Source organism: Paraflavitalea sp., assembly GCF_059502485.1.
Genome location: NZ_JCACET010000011.1, coordinates 231,868 through 249,358 on the forward strand (window position 1 = coordinate 231,868; position 17,491 = coordinate 249,358).

The following is a 17,491-nucleotide window of genomic DNA, read 5'->3' on the forward strand; positions in this document are numbered from 1 at the left end:
TATTATGTAGCTTGTCCGTGTTGATACAAAAGCAAACAACTGATGTATCGAAAACGGACAAGCTACTGATTTGCCTAAAGAGCAACCTGCTGTATTACAGCATTTTATTAGCTGGCATCGGAGTTGGTATTGATCAGTTGGCTGTCAATAAACCTCCTGCACATGCTAAAAAATTACTTCATAGTTGCCTGGCGCAACCTTACCAGGAATAAAACTTTAGCCGTCATTAATATTGGCGGGCTCGCCCTGGGGATGGCATTTGCCATCCTGATCGGTCTATGGATACAGCACGAAAAAAACTACGACGGTTTCCATAAAAATAAGGAGCGCATTGCACTGGTGATGAAGCATTCCATGATGAACAATCAGAAGCTTACCGGGAACAACCTCATGCTGCCCATATATGATGAACTGAAAAACAATTATCCTGAAATAAAACATATTACGCGGCTCGACTGGCGCGATTACAGCCTCATAGTAGGTGATAAGATGCTGAACAAATCCGGTTTGCATGCAGACCCCGACTTTCAGCGTATGTTCAGTTTCCATGTTATCAAAGGTGATGGTGCAACAGCGCTTCAACAACCGGACGCCATCATACTTACAGAGTCGCTCGCAACAGCCCTGTTTGGATCAAGCGATGTGATCGGCAAAAGAATAAAGCTCGATAACCGGTATGATGTGCAGGTGACGGCCATAGTACAGGATGTTCCTAAGAACTCTTCTATAACATTCGACTTCCTGACACCCTTTGCATTCCTGGTACAAAACAATGAAGGAGTAAGAGGTTCGTTGACACGCTGGAACAACAGTATCGTCAGCATTGCAGTAGAGACAAAAGAAGGTGCTTCCATGGAAGCGCTCTCCAAAAAGATCAGCACAATACCCGTCGGCAAAGATGCGTATGTAAAACAGCAATCACTGTCACTCCATCCAATCACACGATGGCGTTTGTACGACGATTTTAAAGACTGGGTGAATAACGGCGGGCGCATACAATATGTTCATCTGTTTGGCATCATTGGCATATTTGTGTTGTTGATTGCCTGCATCAATTTTATGAACCTCAGCACAGCCCGTTCAGAAAAAAGAGCGAAAGAAGTAGGTGTACGAAAAGCAGTAGGTTCGGCACGCATTCATTTGATCATACAGTTCCTTATTGAATCGGTACTTACTGCCCTCCTGGCTTTTGTACTCTCCCTGTTAATAATCCAGGTATCTCTTCCTTGGCTGTCTGATCTTGGTTTTGGCGACATCCGTCTTGACTTCAGCAATCTCAATCTTTGGGCGGGCATGTTGGGCGTTTGCTTGTTTACCGGCCTCATCGCAGGCTGTTACCCCGCTTTGTACTTGTCGTCGCTATTGCCTGTAAAAGTGTTGAAGGGTGTTATACAACAGCGTGGCAAGGCCATTAATCTCCGGAAAATACTGGTAGTGGGGCAATTCACCGTTTCGATAGCACTTGTGATCAGCACGATCATCGTATTGCAACAGATCAGCCATGCAAAAAGCAGGTCAATGGGCTATCGTCCGGATAACCTGATCACGTTAGACGGCAGCGCTGATCTTAAAAAGAACTATCAGGCCCTGAAACATGAACTATTGAGCACCGGAAATATTGAAGCAGTGGCCAAAGCATCCAGCGCCATGAATTATGTGAGTAATGATTTTACCCACTTCAAATGGGAAGGTAAAGATCCTGCTACTAATATGAGCATCGATGTGGTGATGACTGAATGGGATTATGAAAAAGCGGCAGGGTTGGAGTTTGTTGCCGGTCGTCCTTTTTCTATGCAGTATAAGACCGACTCCAATGCCGTTATCCTGAATGAAGCAGCCGCAAGGCTAATTGGGTATAAAGACCCGATAGGAAAAACCATTCAGCTGGGCGACAAGCCATTGATGATCGTGGGTGTTACAAAAAATGTGCTGATGCGCAATCCTTTCAAATCAGTTGGCCCCGGCGTAATCCTGTTCAATGCAGAGAGTGTAAATGCTGTATTGATCAGGCTGAAGGATAATGCCGACTTGCAAAAGTCTTTGAGCGCCATTCAGGCTATTACAGAAAAATACAATCCTTCCCTGCCATTTGAATATCGCTTTGCCGATGAATCCTTTGCCCTGAAATTCGAGACTGAAAACCAGGTAGCAAAATTGGCAAGCATATTTGCGGTACTGGCCATCTTCATTTCCTGTCTTGGCGTATTGGGGTTGGCCATGTTTACGGCCGAGCAAAGAGCCAGGGAAATCAGTATCCGCAAAGTATTAGGCGCTTCTGTTGCTAATTTATGGTTACTGCTATCGAAGCAGTTTATATGGCTGGTGTTGATCGCCTGTCTGCTGGCATCACCGCTTGCTTACTGGCTCATGAAAAGTTGGCTAAACAATTACGAATACCGGATAAGCATCAGTGGATGGATATTTATAATAGCTGGTGCGATAGCGCTAATTATTACATTAGCGACTGTAAGTTCTCAATCAATAAAAGCTGCTAACGCTAACCCAGCCAGGCGATTAAAGGCAGATTAAAATATTTCATATACACGCCTGTTTTATCGCCGGGTTAATATCTGTTATTTTCCAATCAATAATGATTTAGTAATATTGGGCTGATGTGTCTAAGTTTACCACAGTTATTCATCCTTTGACATCCATCTCATAATCACTTGCAGATTGCCAGGCCGTAACCACCTTACTATGGAATTTCCGCTTTAGTGTGCGTAACACTTACCTAACACTCCAACCCGGTTGGAGCGACTAACTATTTTTTGTAACCAAAAACTTGCTCAATGAGAAGGAGAATCACCATCCTTTCACTGCTTGGTATTTTATGTTGCGTCAGCCTCATTTCAATGGCGCAGTCAACAAGCCTCCCCGGAAAAGTCGTCGATGAAACCGGCGCTCCGGTGCCTAACGCCTCTATTAATGTTAAAGGAAAAACCGGCGGCGTTGTTTCCAAAGACAATGGCGAATTCATCATCACTTCTCCCGGTAGTGGAACACTGGTAGTATCAGCCGTAGGTTTTGTAACGCAGGAAATCAGTCTTAGTGGTCTTCAGCGTGCGGATATTACACTGAAGAAATCCAATGAACAATTGGAGAGTGTAGTAGTAACTGCGTATGGTATCCGCCGTGAAAAGAATACACTACCCTATGCTGCGCAGCAGATCAGCGGCGATGATGTAAACAAAACAAGAATTGCCAACGTGGCCAGTGGTCTTTCCGGTAAAATTTCCGGTCTGCAGATCACCCAGGGCAACGGCGTTGGCGGATCGGTGAACGTAGTGATCCGTGGTTCCAAATCCTTGTCAGGTAATAACCAGGCCTTGTTTGTGATCGATGGAGTACCCATCGACAACTCAACCAATAACAGCAACGGGCAAAGATCTGGCGGCGGCGGTTACGATTATGGTAATGCTGCAGGCGATATCAACCCCGACGATATACAATCCATCAACGTATTGAAAGGTGCAGCAGCAACAGCCCTCTACGGGTCCCGTGCTGCCAATGGTGTGATCATGATCACCACTAAAAAAGCAAAGTCCGGTTTTAACGTTACCCTCAATTCAGGTGTGATAGTAGGTACAGTTGATAAAACCACTTATGTGAAGCTTCAGGAAGAATATGGTGGTGGCCGTTCCACCCCGCTTGATCAGAATGGTTTTTACCTGGCCGACGTAGATGGTGACGGTGTAAAAGACCTTATCTCTCCTACAGAAGCGGTTCGTTCCTGGGGACCCAAATATGATCCCAATCAGATGGTATACCACTGGGATGCATTTGATCCCACTTCTCCTTACTATAAAAAAACGAAGCCCTGGGTAGCAGCTAAAAACGGACCGGTGACGCTTTTCGAAAATTCCCTGTCTACCAACAACAGCATCTTCATGGATGGCACCAACGATAAAGGATTCTTCAAACTGGGATACACCCGCAACGAAGAAAAAGGCATCGTACCCAATAGCAAGATCCAGAAGAATATCATCAATTTCGCCGCCAGCTATAAATTAACCGATAAACTGACTGCCAGCGCCATGGTCAACTATTCCAAAGTAGATGGCAAGGGCCGCTACGGAACCGGTTATGACGGTGGCCGCAACATCAACGTTACCCTCCGCCAGTATGGCACCTCTGTTGTTGACATGATGGACCAACGCGATGCCTACTTCCGTACCAGACAAAACGTGACCTGGAACTGGAAAGACCCCCGGGTGGCCAGCGGCCTGGTTCCGGCCTTCTACAACAACACGTACTGGACCATCTATGAAAACTATCAGACAGATACCCGTACCCGCACATTTGGTAACGTATCCCTGAACTACCAGGTTACCGACTGGCTCAACATCATGGGCCGCGTTGCGGTGGATAATTATAATGAATTGCAGGAAGAAAGAACAGCTGCAGGAAGCATCGGTGTTTCTTCTTATTCAAGGACCAACAGGGCCTTCAATGAAACCAACTACGACCTGCTGGCTACCGTAACCAAAGACATCAACGATGACTTTAAGTTCAGCGGCCTCGCAGGCATCAACCTCCGGAGAAATTCATTGAGCAGTATTTCCGGATCTACTTCCGGCGGACTGATCATTCCCAAACTGTACTATCTTGGTAACTCACGCGGTACGATCACTGCCACCAATGAAGCTTATCAACCCAAAGCAGTGGATGGCTATTTCGGTGGCGCCACCCTCACCTATCGCGATTTCCTGACGCTGGATGCCACCATCCGCAACGACCGTTCATCAACCCTGCCCGGTAGCGTCAACTCTTACTTGTACTATGCGGTTTCAGGTAGCTGGGTATTTTCCAAACACCTGGAGAATATCAGCTGGCTCAGCTCTGGTAAGTTAAGGGCCAACTACGCTACAGTGGGTAACGACGCTCCCTGGGGATCGATCAGCGACGTATATGATCAACCCAACCCCATGGGCAGCTATATTCTTTTCTCACTGCCAAGCACCAAGAATAATAGTGCCCTTAAGTCGGAAAGGACCAACAGCCGTGAGATCGGTTTGGAAATGGCCTTCCTGCGCAACCGTATCGGCTTTGATGTAACCTACTATCAAACCAACACGATCGACCAGATCTTTGCGGTAGCGGTATCTGCCAGCACGGGATACACAGGCAAATTCATCAATGCTGGCGATGTGGAGAACAAAGGTATCGAGCTGTCTATGTTCGGTTCACCAGTTAGCAACAAGAACTTCTCCTGGAATGTCAATGTCAACTTCACCCGCAACAGGAACAAGGTGGTAGAACTGTATGACAACAGTAAAAACTTGCAGATCGCTTCCTTCCAGGGTGGTGTAACGCTGAATGCTACGCTTGGACGGCCATATGGAGAATTGCAAAGCAATACCTTCCAATACGTGAATGGCCAAAGGCTCGTAAATGCAACCGGTGGCTATGTGCTGTCTACCACGACCAATAACATCATCGGCAATGTAAATCCTGACTGGATCGGTGGTGTATTGAACAGCTTCAGGTATAAGAACTTCAACCTGAGTTTCCTGGTGGATGTACGCAAAGGCGGTGACCTGTTCTCACTGGATATGTACTACGGTACGCAGGCTGGTGTGCTGCGTGAAACAACCGGCAACAATGACCTGGGCAATCCCAAAAGGAATACACTGGCGCAAGGTGGCGGCGTGATCCTCGATGGTGTTACCGCAGATGGTCATCCAAATGCTACCCGCATAGCCTACGCCAACAATACCGTGTTGCTGCCACAATCGGAGTTTATATATGATGCCAGCTATGTAAAACTGCGCGAAGCCAACATCACTTATACCATCCCTGCCAAAGTGCTGAGTGGTGTTAAGAAATACATCAAAGGAATAGATGTATCACTGATTGGTCGTAACCTCTGGCTTATTCACAAAAATGTGCCTTATGCCGATCCGGAAGAAACACTGTCTGCCGGTAACATACAAGGCAATCAGAGCGGCGCTTATCCTACTTCCCGCACCATTGGTTTAAACCTTAAGGTAAAATTCTAAACTACAATTATGAAAACATTATATAAGATAGTGGTGCCCGCCTTGTTGCTGATGGCTTCCTGTACAAAGAATATCGAGCAGTTTAATACAGAAACCAAAAGGCCATCCGCAGTGCCTGCCGGCACCTTGTTCAACAATGCTGTAAAAACCCTTTCCGATGGCATGGCTACTGCCAGTGTGAATGCAAACGTATTCAGGCATGTGGTAAAACATTGGGGCCAGGCCACCAACCAGGAAGAAGCGCAATACGATTTCCTTACCCGGGCGATCAATACGGCCTGGTGGACACGCATGTACCGCGACGTGATCAATGACCTGAGAGATGCCAAACGTTTGGTGACTGCCGATGCGACACTTACCGATGGTGTAAAAGCCAACCAACTGGCCATGCTCGACATCATAGAAGTATACGCCTGGGGAGTGCTGGTGAACACTTTTGGCAACGTGCCCTACACCGATGCCCTGGACAACACCAAGCTGTTTCCTATATACGATGACGCCAAAACAGTATATGCCGATATATTGAAGAGGCTCGCTGCTGATATCGCCAAACTGAATACGGCCAGTACCGGCTTCATAGCCACTGAAGATTTCTTTTACTCAGGCAACGTTGGCCAATGGATCAAATTTGCCAATACCCTCTACATGCGGTTGGCAATTGTGGTCGCCGACGTGGACAATGCAACTGCTAAAGCTGCGATCGAGGCTGCCAGCCCCAATGCTATCAGTGCTGCTGCTGACAACACCGTGTTCAAATACCTCGCCAGCCCACCCAACAACAACCCGTTGTATGATCAGCTGGTAACATCCGGCCGTTCAGATTTCATTGCAGCTAAAGACCTGATGGATGTATTGAATAATATGTCCGACCCGCGCAAGCCACAGTATTTTGGTGTCAACAACGTAGGTCAGTACGTAGGTGCCGTAGTAGGTCAGGTAGTGAGCTTTGCTACCGTATCCAAACCCGGTGCTAAATTTTATGCACCCGATTTTCCACATATCATGGCCGATTACGTAGAGACAGAATTCTTACGTGCAGAAGCCATCGAACGTGGCTACACGGTGACAGGTACTGCCGAAGGGCATTATAACAATGCCATCAGGGCTTCCATCATCGCGTGGGGCGGCACCAATGCCGAGGCAGATACGTACCTTGCCAGAGCGGATGTTGCCTACTCTACCGCTACGGGTACCTGGAGACAAAAGATCGGCTTCCAGAAATGGATTGCCCTGTACAACCGCCCTTATGACGGATGGGTAGAGCTGAGAAGGCTCGATTATCCGCAAATGCCACTACCATTACAAGCCAGAACGGGATTCCCCAACAGGTTGGCCTATCCCGGCAATGAGCAGCAGCTCAATGGCGCCAACTATACCAAAGCAGCCAGTGACATTGGTGGTGATAAATTCGAGACCAAATTGTGGTGGGACAAATTTTAGTTATAAAAACACATATAATGATGAAACGTTCCCTTTTCGTATTGCTTGTTGTATGCGCCTTGAAAGCCACCGGGCAGGCTAAATACCCGGCCGCGGCCGAAGGCGATTACAAAGTGAAGAACTTTGAATTTGAAAGTAAAGAAGTGCTGCCCGAGATGAACCTGCACTATTACACCATGGGCACACCGCAAAAAGACAAGAGTGGCAAGACCACCAATGCAGTGATCGTAATGCACGGTACAACCGGTTCCGGCAACGGGTTCTTCAACGACCGTTTTTCAGGCAACCTGTTCGGCCCCGGCCAACTGCTGGATGCTACCAAGTATTACATCATCTTCCCTGATGCGATCGGTCATGGCAAATCGAGCAAGCCCAGCGATGGTATGCACATGAAGTTTCCCAAGTATACCTACAACGACATGGTGAAAGCCGATTACATGTTGCTGACAGAGCACCTGAAGGTGAATCACCTGCGGTTGGTGATGGGTACTTCTATGGGAGGTATGCACACCTGGGTATGGGGCGAGATGTATCCTACGTTCATGGATGCCCTTTTCCCATTAGCCAGTCTGCCTGTAGAGATTGCCGGCAGGAACCGCATGACGCGTAAAATGGCCATCGACCTCATCATGATGGACCCCGAGTGGAAAGGCGGAGAGTATACCAGTCAACCTAAAGTGGGCTTGACCGGCGCCATCTCTTCCCTCATCTTCATGGTAAGTGCCCCCTGGCAAATGCAGAAAGGTGCTCCTACCCGTGAGAAAGCAGAAGAGAACCTGGCCCGCACCAAAGCACGATACCTCACTACACTAGATGCCAACGATATGATCTATGCCATGGATGCCTCACGCTTCTACAATCCGGAGCCGCAGGCAGAGAAGATCATAGCGCCCATCTTTGCTGTCAATTCAGCCGATGACGAATGCAATCCTCCGGAGCTGAACCTGATGGAGCCGGTGATCAAGAGAATACCTAAAGGCAGGTATATCCTGATCCCTACCTCCGAAAAAACAACAGGTCATGGAACGCACTCCAACCCTCCCATGTGGGATATGTACCTGAAGGAGCTGTTGGAAGTATCAGCTAAGAAATAAAGGAGTTTTTAGATCCAGGATATAGACACTTCATGAAGCGGTGCCCACGGGCGCCGCTTTTGCTTTTAGCCAGTGCCACCCGTGAAAACACCTGCCCGAAAAAGCAGGAAAATCACATTGCTATGCCCTACCTCCTTAGCCCATCTTTACAACCACTTTGATCAAATTTAAACTCATAAGTTATGGCTAAGAAAAAGGCAGCAAGAAAAGCAGCTGCAACCGAATATGGTACAAAGAAACTTTGTTCACAACCACAACCCATTGTGCAAACCTTCGACCCGGGTGTTTCCGAGACAAGGGTGGGTTTTATACTGAGCAACAACAAAAAGTGGGTCAATGGTACCGATATCAAATACATGTTCATTGAAGGCGCCAAAGCACAGTGTGATGTAGTGAGACAATCGTTCAAAGACTGGAAAGCATTGGGCATCGGCCTCACATTTACCGAAGTGACCAACGTGGAAGAGTCGATGGTGAGGATCGGGTTCGACCAAACCGATGGCTCCTGGTCGTATGTAGGCAGGGATGTGTTGACGATCGCCAAACCCAACCGTACAATGAACTTTGGCTGGGACCTCACCACCACATATGGTAAAACAACCGCTTTGCATGAAATAGGCCATACTCTTGGCTTTCAGCATGAACACCAAAGCCCTTTTGCAGGCATCACCTGGAATACCGATGCTGTGATCGCTGAATTTTCAGGACCACCCAACAACTGGTCAGTAAGCTCTATCCAATCGAACATACTGCGCAAGATGTCGCCCAATGGACTGAATGGTTCTCAGTGGGACCCCGCCTCTATCATGGAATATGAATTTGGTCCTGGTCTTATACTGGCGCCTGCACCTTATCAGCAAGGCATCTTCCCGCCCGGCATATTATCACCACAGGACATTGCCGGCGTCAGGTCTATTTACCCACCCATCAAGCCTGCAACCATTACCAAACTGAACGTTTTGCAATCTGTACCTATTGCCGCTTTATCAGGTGGGCAGGCCGACTTCACCTTTACTCCCACCATTAGCCGCAAGTACACGATTCAGACATTTGGTGAAATGGACACTGTAATGGTGATATCCGAGCAGGTGAAAAAGGAGGCCATCCACCTCGCAGGCGATGACGATAGCGGTACCGACAAGAACGCCCGCATCAGGCTTCCGCTTGTAAAAGGAAGAACTTACCTGATCAACGTCCGGGTATTATTTTCGCCCGCTCAAAACAGCGGTGGCATCGTCGTAGTGTGATACGCGTAAGAGAACAATCCCATAGCTTTAAACCGTACCCTTTCTTTCTGCTTCTTTGGGAATACGATACTAAAGAGTCAATGTCGATTTCAACCTGGTCAATTCTCCTAATAGTCTCGTTTCTTTTACTGCGTCTTCTTTATGCAACGACCTGGCCATCTCCACAATGGCAAAGTTCAAGGTGTCGATCTCAGTGGGTCGTTTGTTATTGATATCCTGCAACGTGGAAATAAGCTGTCCATCAGACAAGCGGCTGATCAGCAAAAGATTCTCTACTACTTCCTCTATTGTCAGTTCAATGCCCTTGGCTTGTGCAATGTCCACACATTCCCTGATCACGCGTGTAGCCAGCGCAAGCGCCTTTTCATCGCGGTGAAAGATACCGTTATCTATTTCCAGTAAAGGACATACAGAATTGAACACACAATTGGTGATCGCTTTCTTCCAGATCACCGGTTGTATGTTGGGTTCCGCCCGGAAACCAAATTGTGTAGTATTCAATAGTGCTACAATAACAGAGAGGTTATGACCATTGCCTGTAATAGCTCCAATGGGAGAAATAGCCACCGGCTTAAAACTCACTGTATGGTTATTGGCAACCTGGCTGGTAACAAACAACACACAGCGGTATACTTCCGGGAAATGATGATCAATAAACATCTGCTCCACGCCCAGCCCATTTTGCAGGATCACCAGTGGCGATTGGCCGGTTTTGCCGGCAAGCACCAACGCCAGTCGCGCATTGCCATACGATTTATTGGTAAGCACGATGATGCCGTCTAATACCGGATAATTACTCAACGTGCTTACTTCAACATCCGCTTCGAGTATGGTATTGTTGGCAGTAACGACCTGTATCCTTTCTACATGGCTGGGCACATGATCCACGCTGCCGCGCAGCAACACCACTTTGCGGTTATTGAGCGACAATGCAACGGCCAGCACTTTACCCACAGCCCCGGCGCCAATGATATACACTGTTTGCATACACATCTGTTTGAAGCCAACAAAAATGCAGCTTATTTCCAAACGGGAACAGAGGCAGTTTCGGCAAAATTGAGTAGATCAGTTCCCATATAGTCCGACATCACTTATCACCAGCGGCAGGCATTAAACTTTTATTGTATCCGATTAGTTGCTAACTTAGTAATAGATTGATTGGTTGCGACTTACACAAAAGAAACTATTTTACATCATTCTTAATCCGCCACGTATATGAAGAATTATACACTTTGGACGCCTGCCCGCTACATAAGTTTTATCATGCTGATGGTTGTTGTGCTGACAACCTCCTGCGCAAAGAAAATGGCTTTTCAAACATCTACGGTAGTCCCAACAGCAGAAGGCAGGGTAAAGATCAAAAAAGACAATAACAGCAATTATTCCATCAGCATCAAGGTTACCCACCTGGCGCCGCCCGACAGGCTCACGCCGCCTAAAAAGGTATACATAGCCTGGCTGGTTACAGAAAATGAAAGAGCCAGGAACCTCGGACAGCTCAAAAGCACCAAAGGCTTCTTTACCCGCAAATACAGTGGGTCATTGGATGCCGTCAGCGTGTACAAGCCCATCCGTGTTTTTATAACTGCCGAAGACAACACAACGCCCGCCTTTCCCGGCTCGCCCACGGTGCTGACGGCCCAGTAATAAATACTTGTAAAAAATATTTCCCGGCCTGTCCAATCGCAGGCACCTCACTTGTTATACTATAAAACATATAACAATGGGTAAATTAACATCCTTCCAGTTCCTGACACTCAATGGATTTTACAAAGGAGACAACAACGACATCAGCTGGCATCGCCATGGCGGCGAAGAAAGCGATTTTGCCGCAGCAGGCGCACAATCCGATAGCATCCTGTTGTTTGGCCGCACCACCTACGAAATGATGGCCAGCTTCTGGCCCACGCCCCAGGCCGAGCAAACAATACCGGAAGTAGCCAAAGGCATGAACCAGTCTGAAAAGATCGTGTTCTCCCGCACGCTGCAAAAAGCAGACTGGAACAACACACGTGTTATCAGCGACAACATTGCCGCCGAAGTGAAAAAGCTGAAGAAAGAATCTCCCAAAGACATGACCATACTGGGCAGCGGCAGCATCTTAACCGAGTTGACAGCAGCTGGGCTGGTAGATGAATTCCAGTTCATGATCGATCCGGTGGCATTGGGCAGTGGCGCGGCTGTACTAAGCGGCCTGTCCCAAAAGCTGGATCTTGAATTGATCAGTCACCGTGTTTTCAGCAGTGGCGTGGTATTGCTCTCCTACCGGCCATTGAAAAAGTAAATTACATTTGTATATACCCTTCGAGGTGACACCTTTTCAAAAGGTGTCACCTCGAAGGCCCACGTTGAACGACTTCCTTTTTCTAAAACCAACATCATGGACGAATACTTAATCTTAATGCGGCTTGATCTCATCACTAAAGACAAACAACCATCACCCGAGCAGTTGCAGGTATATATGAAGCAATACCAGGATTGGGTGGGCGGCATAGCTGCACAAAACAAGTTTGGCGGCGGCACGGGCCTCTCAACCGAAGGAAAAGTGATCAGGCCCAATGATGTGATCACCGATGGCCCTTACGCAGAGATCAAAGAATCGATAGCAGGTTTCATTATCATAAAAGCAGAAAGCTTCGACGAAGCGGTATCGATGGCCAGGGCCTGCCCTATACTGAAAGGTGAAGGCAACAGCGTGGAAGTAAGAAAAGTAATGGGTAAAGACAATACCCGTTAAGCCGGTATGGAGCACGGTGAATTGATACCACACCTGTTCAGGAACGAGTACCGCAAGATCGTGTCGGTCCTGTGCAAGCGTTTCGGCTTTGAGCAGATAGAAACCGCCGAAGACCTGGCCAGCGACACCTTCCTTACCGCTGCACAAACCTGGGGCGTCAAGGGTATTCCACAAAACCCGGTAGCCTGGCTGTACGAAGTGGCAAAGAACAAAGCGAAAAATTTCCTGCAACGCAATGCCGTGTTCGACAACAAGGTTGCGCCCATCATCAGCCATACAGCACCGGAGGCTGATCCATACGATATAGACCTATCAACACAAAACATCATCGACAGCCAGCTGCAGATGATGTTTGCTATTTGTCATCCTGCCATTCCCGTGGAAGCACAAATAGGACTGTCGCTGCGCATTCTGTGCGGCTTTGGCATCGGGGAAATAGCTGACGCCTTCCTTTCCAATAAAGAAACGATCAACAAGCGCCTGATGCGGGCAAAGGAAAAACTGCGTGCAGAGCATATCCGGATAGAGCTACCTGCTCCTGCCGATATCGACAGCCGGTTGGCCACCGTGTTAAAAACGATCTACCTGTTGTTCAACGAGGGATACTATTCTGTGAGTCAGGCGGCCACTGTACGCAAGGAACTTTGCTTTGAAGCCATGCGGCTCTGCACCATGCTGGTAGAGAATCCCCTTACCAATACACCTGCGGTAAATGCCTTGCTGGCACTCATGTGCTTTCATGCTTCGCGGCTGGAGGCGCGCACTAATGCAGCCGGAGAATTGATATTATACGATGAGCAGGATGCCAGCCTGTGGAATACCGATGTCATCAGCAAAGGCGGTTACTTCCTGCGCTGCGCCAGCACCGGGCGAACACTGTCGCGCTACCACCTCGAAGCCGGCATTGCCTGGTGGAATACGCAACAGCAGGACACACCCGAAAAGTGGGAAAACATCCTGCAACTGTACAACCAGCTGTTGCAAATGGAGTACTCGCCTGTGGCCGCCCTCAACAGGACCTATGCCCTTGCCAAAGCCAATGGCAAACCCGCAGCAATAGTGGAAGCGGAAAAGCTGCAACTGACCGGCAATCACTTCTATTATTTATTGCTGGGTGAATTATACACTGGCATTGATCCTCACAAAGCACAACAACATTTGCAACAGGCCCTCCTGCTGGCAAAAACAACTGCAGAACAACAGGTGATCCAAAAGAAACTCAACCAGGTTTAGCAGCTTGTTCAACCAGGTACTGATCATTACACTTATTGCTCCAGTCGATACAGTTATTGCCAAAACGTCGCACTTACAAGCTTTGTCTTGTCCGGGTCGATGCTTACCCTTTATTTCATAACGGTTTTATAGCTAAACGGTAATTATTCGTCATTAAACATTTTGTTATGAAAAAGATCGTACGCTACACGGTCGGCACCGTGTTGATTATGGCGGTATGTCAACTCACTGCCTGTCACAAACTCTTCGACATTGTCAAGCATCACGACGGAGGTCCAACACCCGATACCCTCTGTCGCATCACGCAGATGACTTCCTATGGGTATGCTACGCCCGACACCAACACGCTTTACTTCAAGTACAATGCCCAGGGCAATCCTGAGTCTATCTCACCGCCTGCATCCCTGAAGACGGTAAAGCCTACTTACCTCTTTAAGTATAACGCTGCCGGTAAATTGACGGAATTACTGACGGTTATATATTATGACACGGTATCCGGCAACGGCTATTTACCGAACTATTCCGGATTCACCTGGACAGGCAACAGGATCACTTATTCCAGCACAGGCTATGGCGGTGCGTTGTACAATGGCCATGTTATCAGTGAAGGCCCTGCTACCATGGTACTGTACGAGTATGACAGCCTTGACAGGATTGTAAAGACGACAACGAAAATGCCCTTCACGCCAGAGGTTGAAAAGATCTACACGTACAACACTGCTGGCAATTCATCAGCTTATGCCAACTATGATCATAAGATCAACCTGTTGCGAACCCATAAGCTGTGGATGTTCCTGGCGAGGGATTATAGCAAGAACAATCCGCTAACCGGCGCCAGCTATAACTGGATGGGGTTGCCGGTAGCTACGCGCCAGTCTACCGGCCGGTATTTGCTGCCCTTCGGAGCCATTACTCCTGACCATGCTATCATAGCTTATAAGTGTCAGGGACAGTAAGCCGCCTCTAGACTATGTGCTTATCTGATTCTCTAAATAAAAGATGGGTTGACTGATTGTCAACCCATCTTTTATATTTTAAATCTTGTTACACTAATCTATCGTTGTACACTATCTAATACCCGGATTAAATCATTTAAATCTTGTAAATAAAAATCCCCTACCCGGCGGTCATTATTTTCTATTTCAATTTGATTAGAAGTATCAAATAAGAGCATAAGGCCTGTATTTACTTTTTTGTATTTCATCGGGCCAGCTTCTATCCAACCGTGACGAATTAAATAGTCTACAAACTGATTATTAAACATGTATTCCTGTTTTAACCGGCCTCTAGCAATAGGCCACCTATCCTAGCAGATTAGCCAGTATTTTTCTCCATTGTTCTTTAATAGCTTATCCAAACAGGCATCAAATGATGTTTCTATAGTTTCCCATTCCCGGGGAGGCAATTCATGAAAACAATCTACCACTCCATATTTTCCATCTTCCTGTATTCTAAATCCTAAAAAATTCCCCTCACCGATAATTTGGCAAAACAATATTATAGAATTATCCCAATAAAGGCCATACTCCTTTTTAAGTGAACCATTTTCTTCAATAAGATTGCCTGTACAAAAAAACAGAAATCCGCCGACATCTTCATGCTTATAAAGTTCCAGACCATTATAGGCCAAAAGAAAGCTTATATATTCATCAGGCAACTTTAAATTAAAGTATTCGTTTAAAAGCATTATATCCTGTGCAGAAGCGCCTCCCTTACTCGAAAACGCTACTTCAAGTCCTTCGTTTGATGTTTTTGCTTTTTGCTCAAGAAGCTCAGTAAGCTTGTTTTTATATATCATTTGCCTCCATTATTTAAAGAAATACTTCCCAATCGGTAAACGACCCTACCTACTTATCATTTTAAGAATAAAAGTATCAATGGCATTCTTTAACTCGTTAGTGTCCTTTAAATAAAATGTACCGAAAAAGAGTGACCCATTAGTTTTATAATCAATAATCATCACATCGCAGGTTCCATCAATAAGTAGTTCAAATGATCCGCCATTTTTTGTAATATTATTAGATATACCTAATTCAGTCTTTTTTCCTCCATGATCAATAATGTGCTCTACTATCAATTGCTGCTTGTTTAGCAGCTGTTCATTTTCTTTAATCCATTTATTCAAGTATTCTAAAAACATTATTTATCTCTTGGATTAATAAAATCACCTCCTCACTGGCGCACTTGTACCAATGCCAATCGGCTCGCTACCTACTTTTGCAATGCTTTGGGTATTGGAATTCCTGAATTTATAAGTTCGTCATAATAAAAATCCGACAATCTATCATAAGTTTTCCTGAAATCGGTCAAGGGTATTGCCTCATTGTAGTAATAGACTGAAGGATTGTCATTGTCAGCAAGTAAGAAAAAGGCAAATTGGTATCCTTGGTGCATCCAGAATACAAATGCGTTTTCAGGCAGACTTTTAAAACTATTAACTTTTATCAACTCCTTTGCTTCTAAATTAATCAAATCAAGTTCATTATAGTATGCAAAAGAGCCTGTCATGTATTGATCAGCGCCTTTACCCATGTACTCCAAAAAATCTATGTAACACTGAGGGAAGCCATTACCAAATTTACCTTTCAAGCCCTGAATCTCTGCTTGACTGCAGGGATAGCATTTAATTGCATTAAACTTCAGCACTTTAATGGTTGAACTGATCATCTTGCTATTGTTTTCGTTGCATTTACATCATTAATATCTACCTACCCAACTCTCTTGCAGGTGCCAATCGCCCACTTACCTACCAAACCAACAGATGGTCTATAAATTCTAAAAAACTGTTACCCCAAAAATCCATATTATCCGTTTCAAAATTTGACATTAACCCAAAAGAATGATATGTGTGATTTTGCTTATGAAATGCAAAGCCTGTATCAGCAGCATCTTTTGCAAAAAGATAATAATCCGGAATCTGCTTCATTAATAATTCATAATCGGCATTTATTTGAATAAGCATTTCAAAAGGAAATAACTCAATATAACCTTCTTCACCAACATCTCCTTCGCCCCCATTATAATACTTAACAACATATAAGTAATCCTCGGGCAACTTGAAATCAAGTAACTTTTGTACATTACTTATTATTTCATCAGTCACAGGAATTCCATCACATTCAAGGCCTTTCAAGTAAAAATCTATTTTATCGTACATATTGTTATTGATTCCGAAATGAATCTTGTATCCTATTCCCCATGTGACCTGGAGCATGAGAGTTAGCATACTTGTGCTAATACCGAAGCTATACTCTATCAACTCAGACAGGAATGCTTACAAACCAACTATCAAAATAAGCCTTTTGTTCCTCTACAGTGGCAATTTTATGGATATCATCTGTTGGATCGAAAATGACTATCATTTTTGTAGCTTTCTGCCCCATTTCTATCTCATAGGCTTTGACGGTTGTTAATAACATGCCGGAAGGATAAACATCTATTCTGGCCCCATGGCACAATATCTTAATTCCTATACCCTCCAATTTCAGCCGAATCTTATTAAGTGCAAGAAAAGGGAAGGAATCTTGCACTTTCATGTTAAAAAATGCCGACTGGAACTCCAGTTCAACTTCCTCTGGTTTTCTCTGGAATGTCCATGCTGAGTTACTGAACTCAGTTCCATCAAAAAGTCTTAATTGAAATTGTTGCATGGTTGAAAAAGTAAAGAATATTTAATCGGTCTCACCATACCTCTTTGTCTATATTTCTGTTTCATTCAGCACACTACTTAATACTCGGGGC

Annotated in this window: 17 protein-coding genes; 10 read left to right on the forward strand and 7 right to left on the reverse strand. The window is 45.9% G+C overall.

The annotated features are described in order from the left end of the window. Positions 1–162 precede the first annotated feature (162 nt). The 5 genes from AC5JBY_RS28765 (at position 163) to AC5JBY_RS28785 (ending at position 9,780) form a co-directional block, all read left to right on the forward strand. Positions 163–2,529 carry an ABC transporter permease gene (locus tag AC5JBY_RS28765; RefSeq protein ID WP_495908141.1) on the forward strand — a complete coding sequence of 789 codons (2,367 nt, stop codon included), beginning with the start codon at positions 163–165 and terminating at the stop codon, positions 2,527–2,529. 260 nt (positions 2,530–2,789) lie between these two features. Further along, on the forward strand, positions 2,790–5,999 hold the full coding sequence (locus tag AC5JBY_RS28770) for a SusC/RagA family TonB-linked outer membrane protein (protein ID WP_495908142.1): 3,210 nt from the start codon (positions 2,790–2,792) through the stop codon (positions 5,997–5,999). A 9-nt stretch (positions 6,000–6,008) separates the two neighbouring features. Next, positions 6,009–7,439, forward strand: coding sequence for a SusD/RagB family nutrient-binding outer membrane lipoprotein (locus AC5JBY_RS28775; protein ID WP_495908143.1), 1,431 nt, complete (start codon positions 6,009–6,011; stop codon positions 7,437–7,439). A 17-nt stretch (positions 7,440–7,456) separates the two neighbouring features. Continuing rightward, positions 7,457–8,533, forward strand: a complete 1,077-nt coding sequence (locus AC5JBY_RS28780; RefSeq protein ID WP_495908144.1) for an alpha/beta fold hydrolase — start codon at positions 7,457–7,459, stop codon at positions 8,531–8,533. A gap of 182 nt (positions 8,534–8,715) precedes the next feature. Next, positions 8,716–9,780 carry a M12 family metallopeptidase gene (locus AC5JBY_RS28785; RefSeq protein ID WP_495908145.1) on the forward strand — a complete coding sequence of 355 codons (1,065 nt, stop codon included), beginning with the start codon at positions 8,716–8,718 and terminating at the stop codon, positions 9,778–9,780. A 69-nt stretch (positions 9,781–9,849) separates the two neighbouring features. Here AC5JBY_RS28785 and AC5JBY_RS28790 read toward each other — a convergent pair whose 3' ends face one another. Next, the gene (locus tag AC5JBY_RS28790; protein ID WP_495908146.1) at positions 9,850–10,767 is read right to left on the reverse strand and encodes a ketopantoate reductase family protein; all 918 of its coding nucleotides are present in this window, start codon (positions 10,765–10,767) and stop codon (positions 9,850–9,852) included. A 228-nt stretch (positions 10,768–10,995) separates the two neighbouring features. Here AC5JBY_RS28790 and AC5JBY_RS28795 point away from each other — a divergent pair, with 228 nt between their 5' ends. The 5 genes from AC5JBY_RS28795 (at position 10,996) to AC5JBY_RS28815 (ending at position 14,706) form a co-directional block, all read left to right on the forward strand. Next, positions 10,996–11,427, forward strand: coding sequence for a hypothetical protein (locus tag AC5JBY_RS28795; protein WP_495908147.1), 432 nt, complete (start codon positions 10,996–10,998; stop codon positions 11,425–11,427). Positions 11,428–11,503: 76 nt separating this feature from the next. Beyond that, positions 11,504–12,064: a dihydrofolate reductase family protein gene (locus AC5JBY_RS28800; protein ID WP_495908148.1), complete on the forward strand. Its 561-nt coding sequence runs from the start codon at positions 11,504–11,506 to the stop codon at positions 12,062–12,064. Positions 12,065–12,160: 96 nt separating this feature from the next. Continuing rightward, entirely contained in the window at positions 12,161–12,517 is a 357-nt protein-coding gene (locus AC5JBY_RS28805) for a YciI family protein (RefSeq protein WP_495908149.1), read from the forward strand. 6 nt (positions 12,518–12,523) lie between these two features. Then, positions 12,524–13,750: an RNA polymerase sigma factor gene (locus AC5JBY_RS28810; RefSeq protein ID WP_495908150.1), complete on the forward strand. Its 1,227-nt coding sequence runs from the start codon at positions 12,524–12,526 to the stop codon at positions 13,748–13,750. 167 nt (positions 13,751–13,917) lie between these two features. After that, positions 13,918–14,706 carry a hypothetical protein gene (locus tag AC5JBY_RS28815; protein WP_495908151.1) on the forward strand — a complete coding sequence of 263 codons (789 nt, stop codon included), beginning with the start codon at positions 13,918–13,920 and terminating at the stop codon, positions 14,704–14,706. Between the two features lie 98 nt (positions 14,707–14,804). On the opposite strand, the gene AC5JBY_RS28820 is transcribed toward AC5JBY_RS28815, so the two are convergent. The 6 genes from AC5JBY_RS28820 to AC5JBY_RS28845 all read right to left on the reverse strand — a co-directional run bounded on the left by AC5JBY_RS28820 (position 14,805) and on the right by AC5JBY_RS28845 (position 17,400). After that, on the reverse strand, positions 14,805–15,014 hold the full coding sequence (locus AC5JBY_RS28820) for a hypothetical protein (protein WP_495908152.1): 210 nt from the start codon (positions 15,012–15,014) through the stop codon (positions 14,805–14,807). 42 nt (positions 15,015–15,056) lie between these two features. Further along, positions 15,057–15,548, reverse strand: coding sequence for an SMI1/KNR4 family protein (locus tag AC5JBY_RS28825; protein WP_495908153.1), 492 nt, complete (start codon positions 15,546–15,548; stop codon positions 15,057–15,059). 45 nt (positions 15,549–15,593) lie between these two features. Next, positions 15,594–15,890, reverse strand: a complete 297-nt coding sequence (locus AC5JBY_RS28830) for a hypothetical protein (RefSeq protein WP_495908154.1) — start codon at positions 15,888–15,890, stop codon at positions 15,594–15,596. Positions 15,891–15,961: 71 nt separating this feature from the next. After that, positions 15,962–16,417, reverse strand: a complete 456-nt coding sequence (locus tag AC5JBY_RS28835; RefSeq protein WP_495908155.1) for an SMI1/KNR4 family protein — start codon at positions 16,415–16,417, stop codon at positions 15,962–15,964. Positions 16,418–16,496: 79 nt separating this feature from the next. Then, positions 16,497–16,907 (reverse strand): SMI1/KNR4 family protein, encoded by a 411-nt coding sequence (locus AC5JBY_RS28840; protein WP_495908156.1) that lies wholly within the window; start codon positions 16,905–16,907, stop codon positions 16,497–16,499. 103 nt (positions 16,908–17,010) lie between these two features. Beyond that, positions 17,011–17,400 carry a hypothetical protein gene (locus AC5JBY_RS28845; RefSeq protein WP_495908157.1) on the reverse strand — a complete coding sequence of 130 codons (390 nt, stop codon included), beginning with the start codon at positions 17,398–17,400 and terminating at the stop codon, positions 17,011–17,013. Positions 17,401–17,491: the final 91 nt, after the last annotated feature.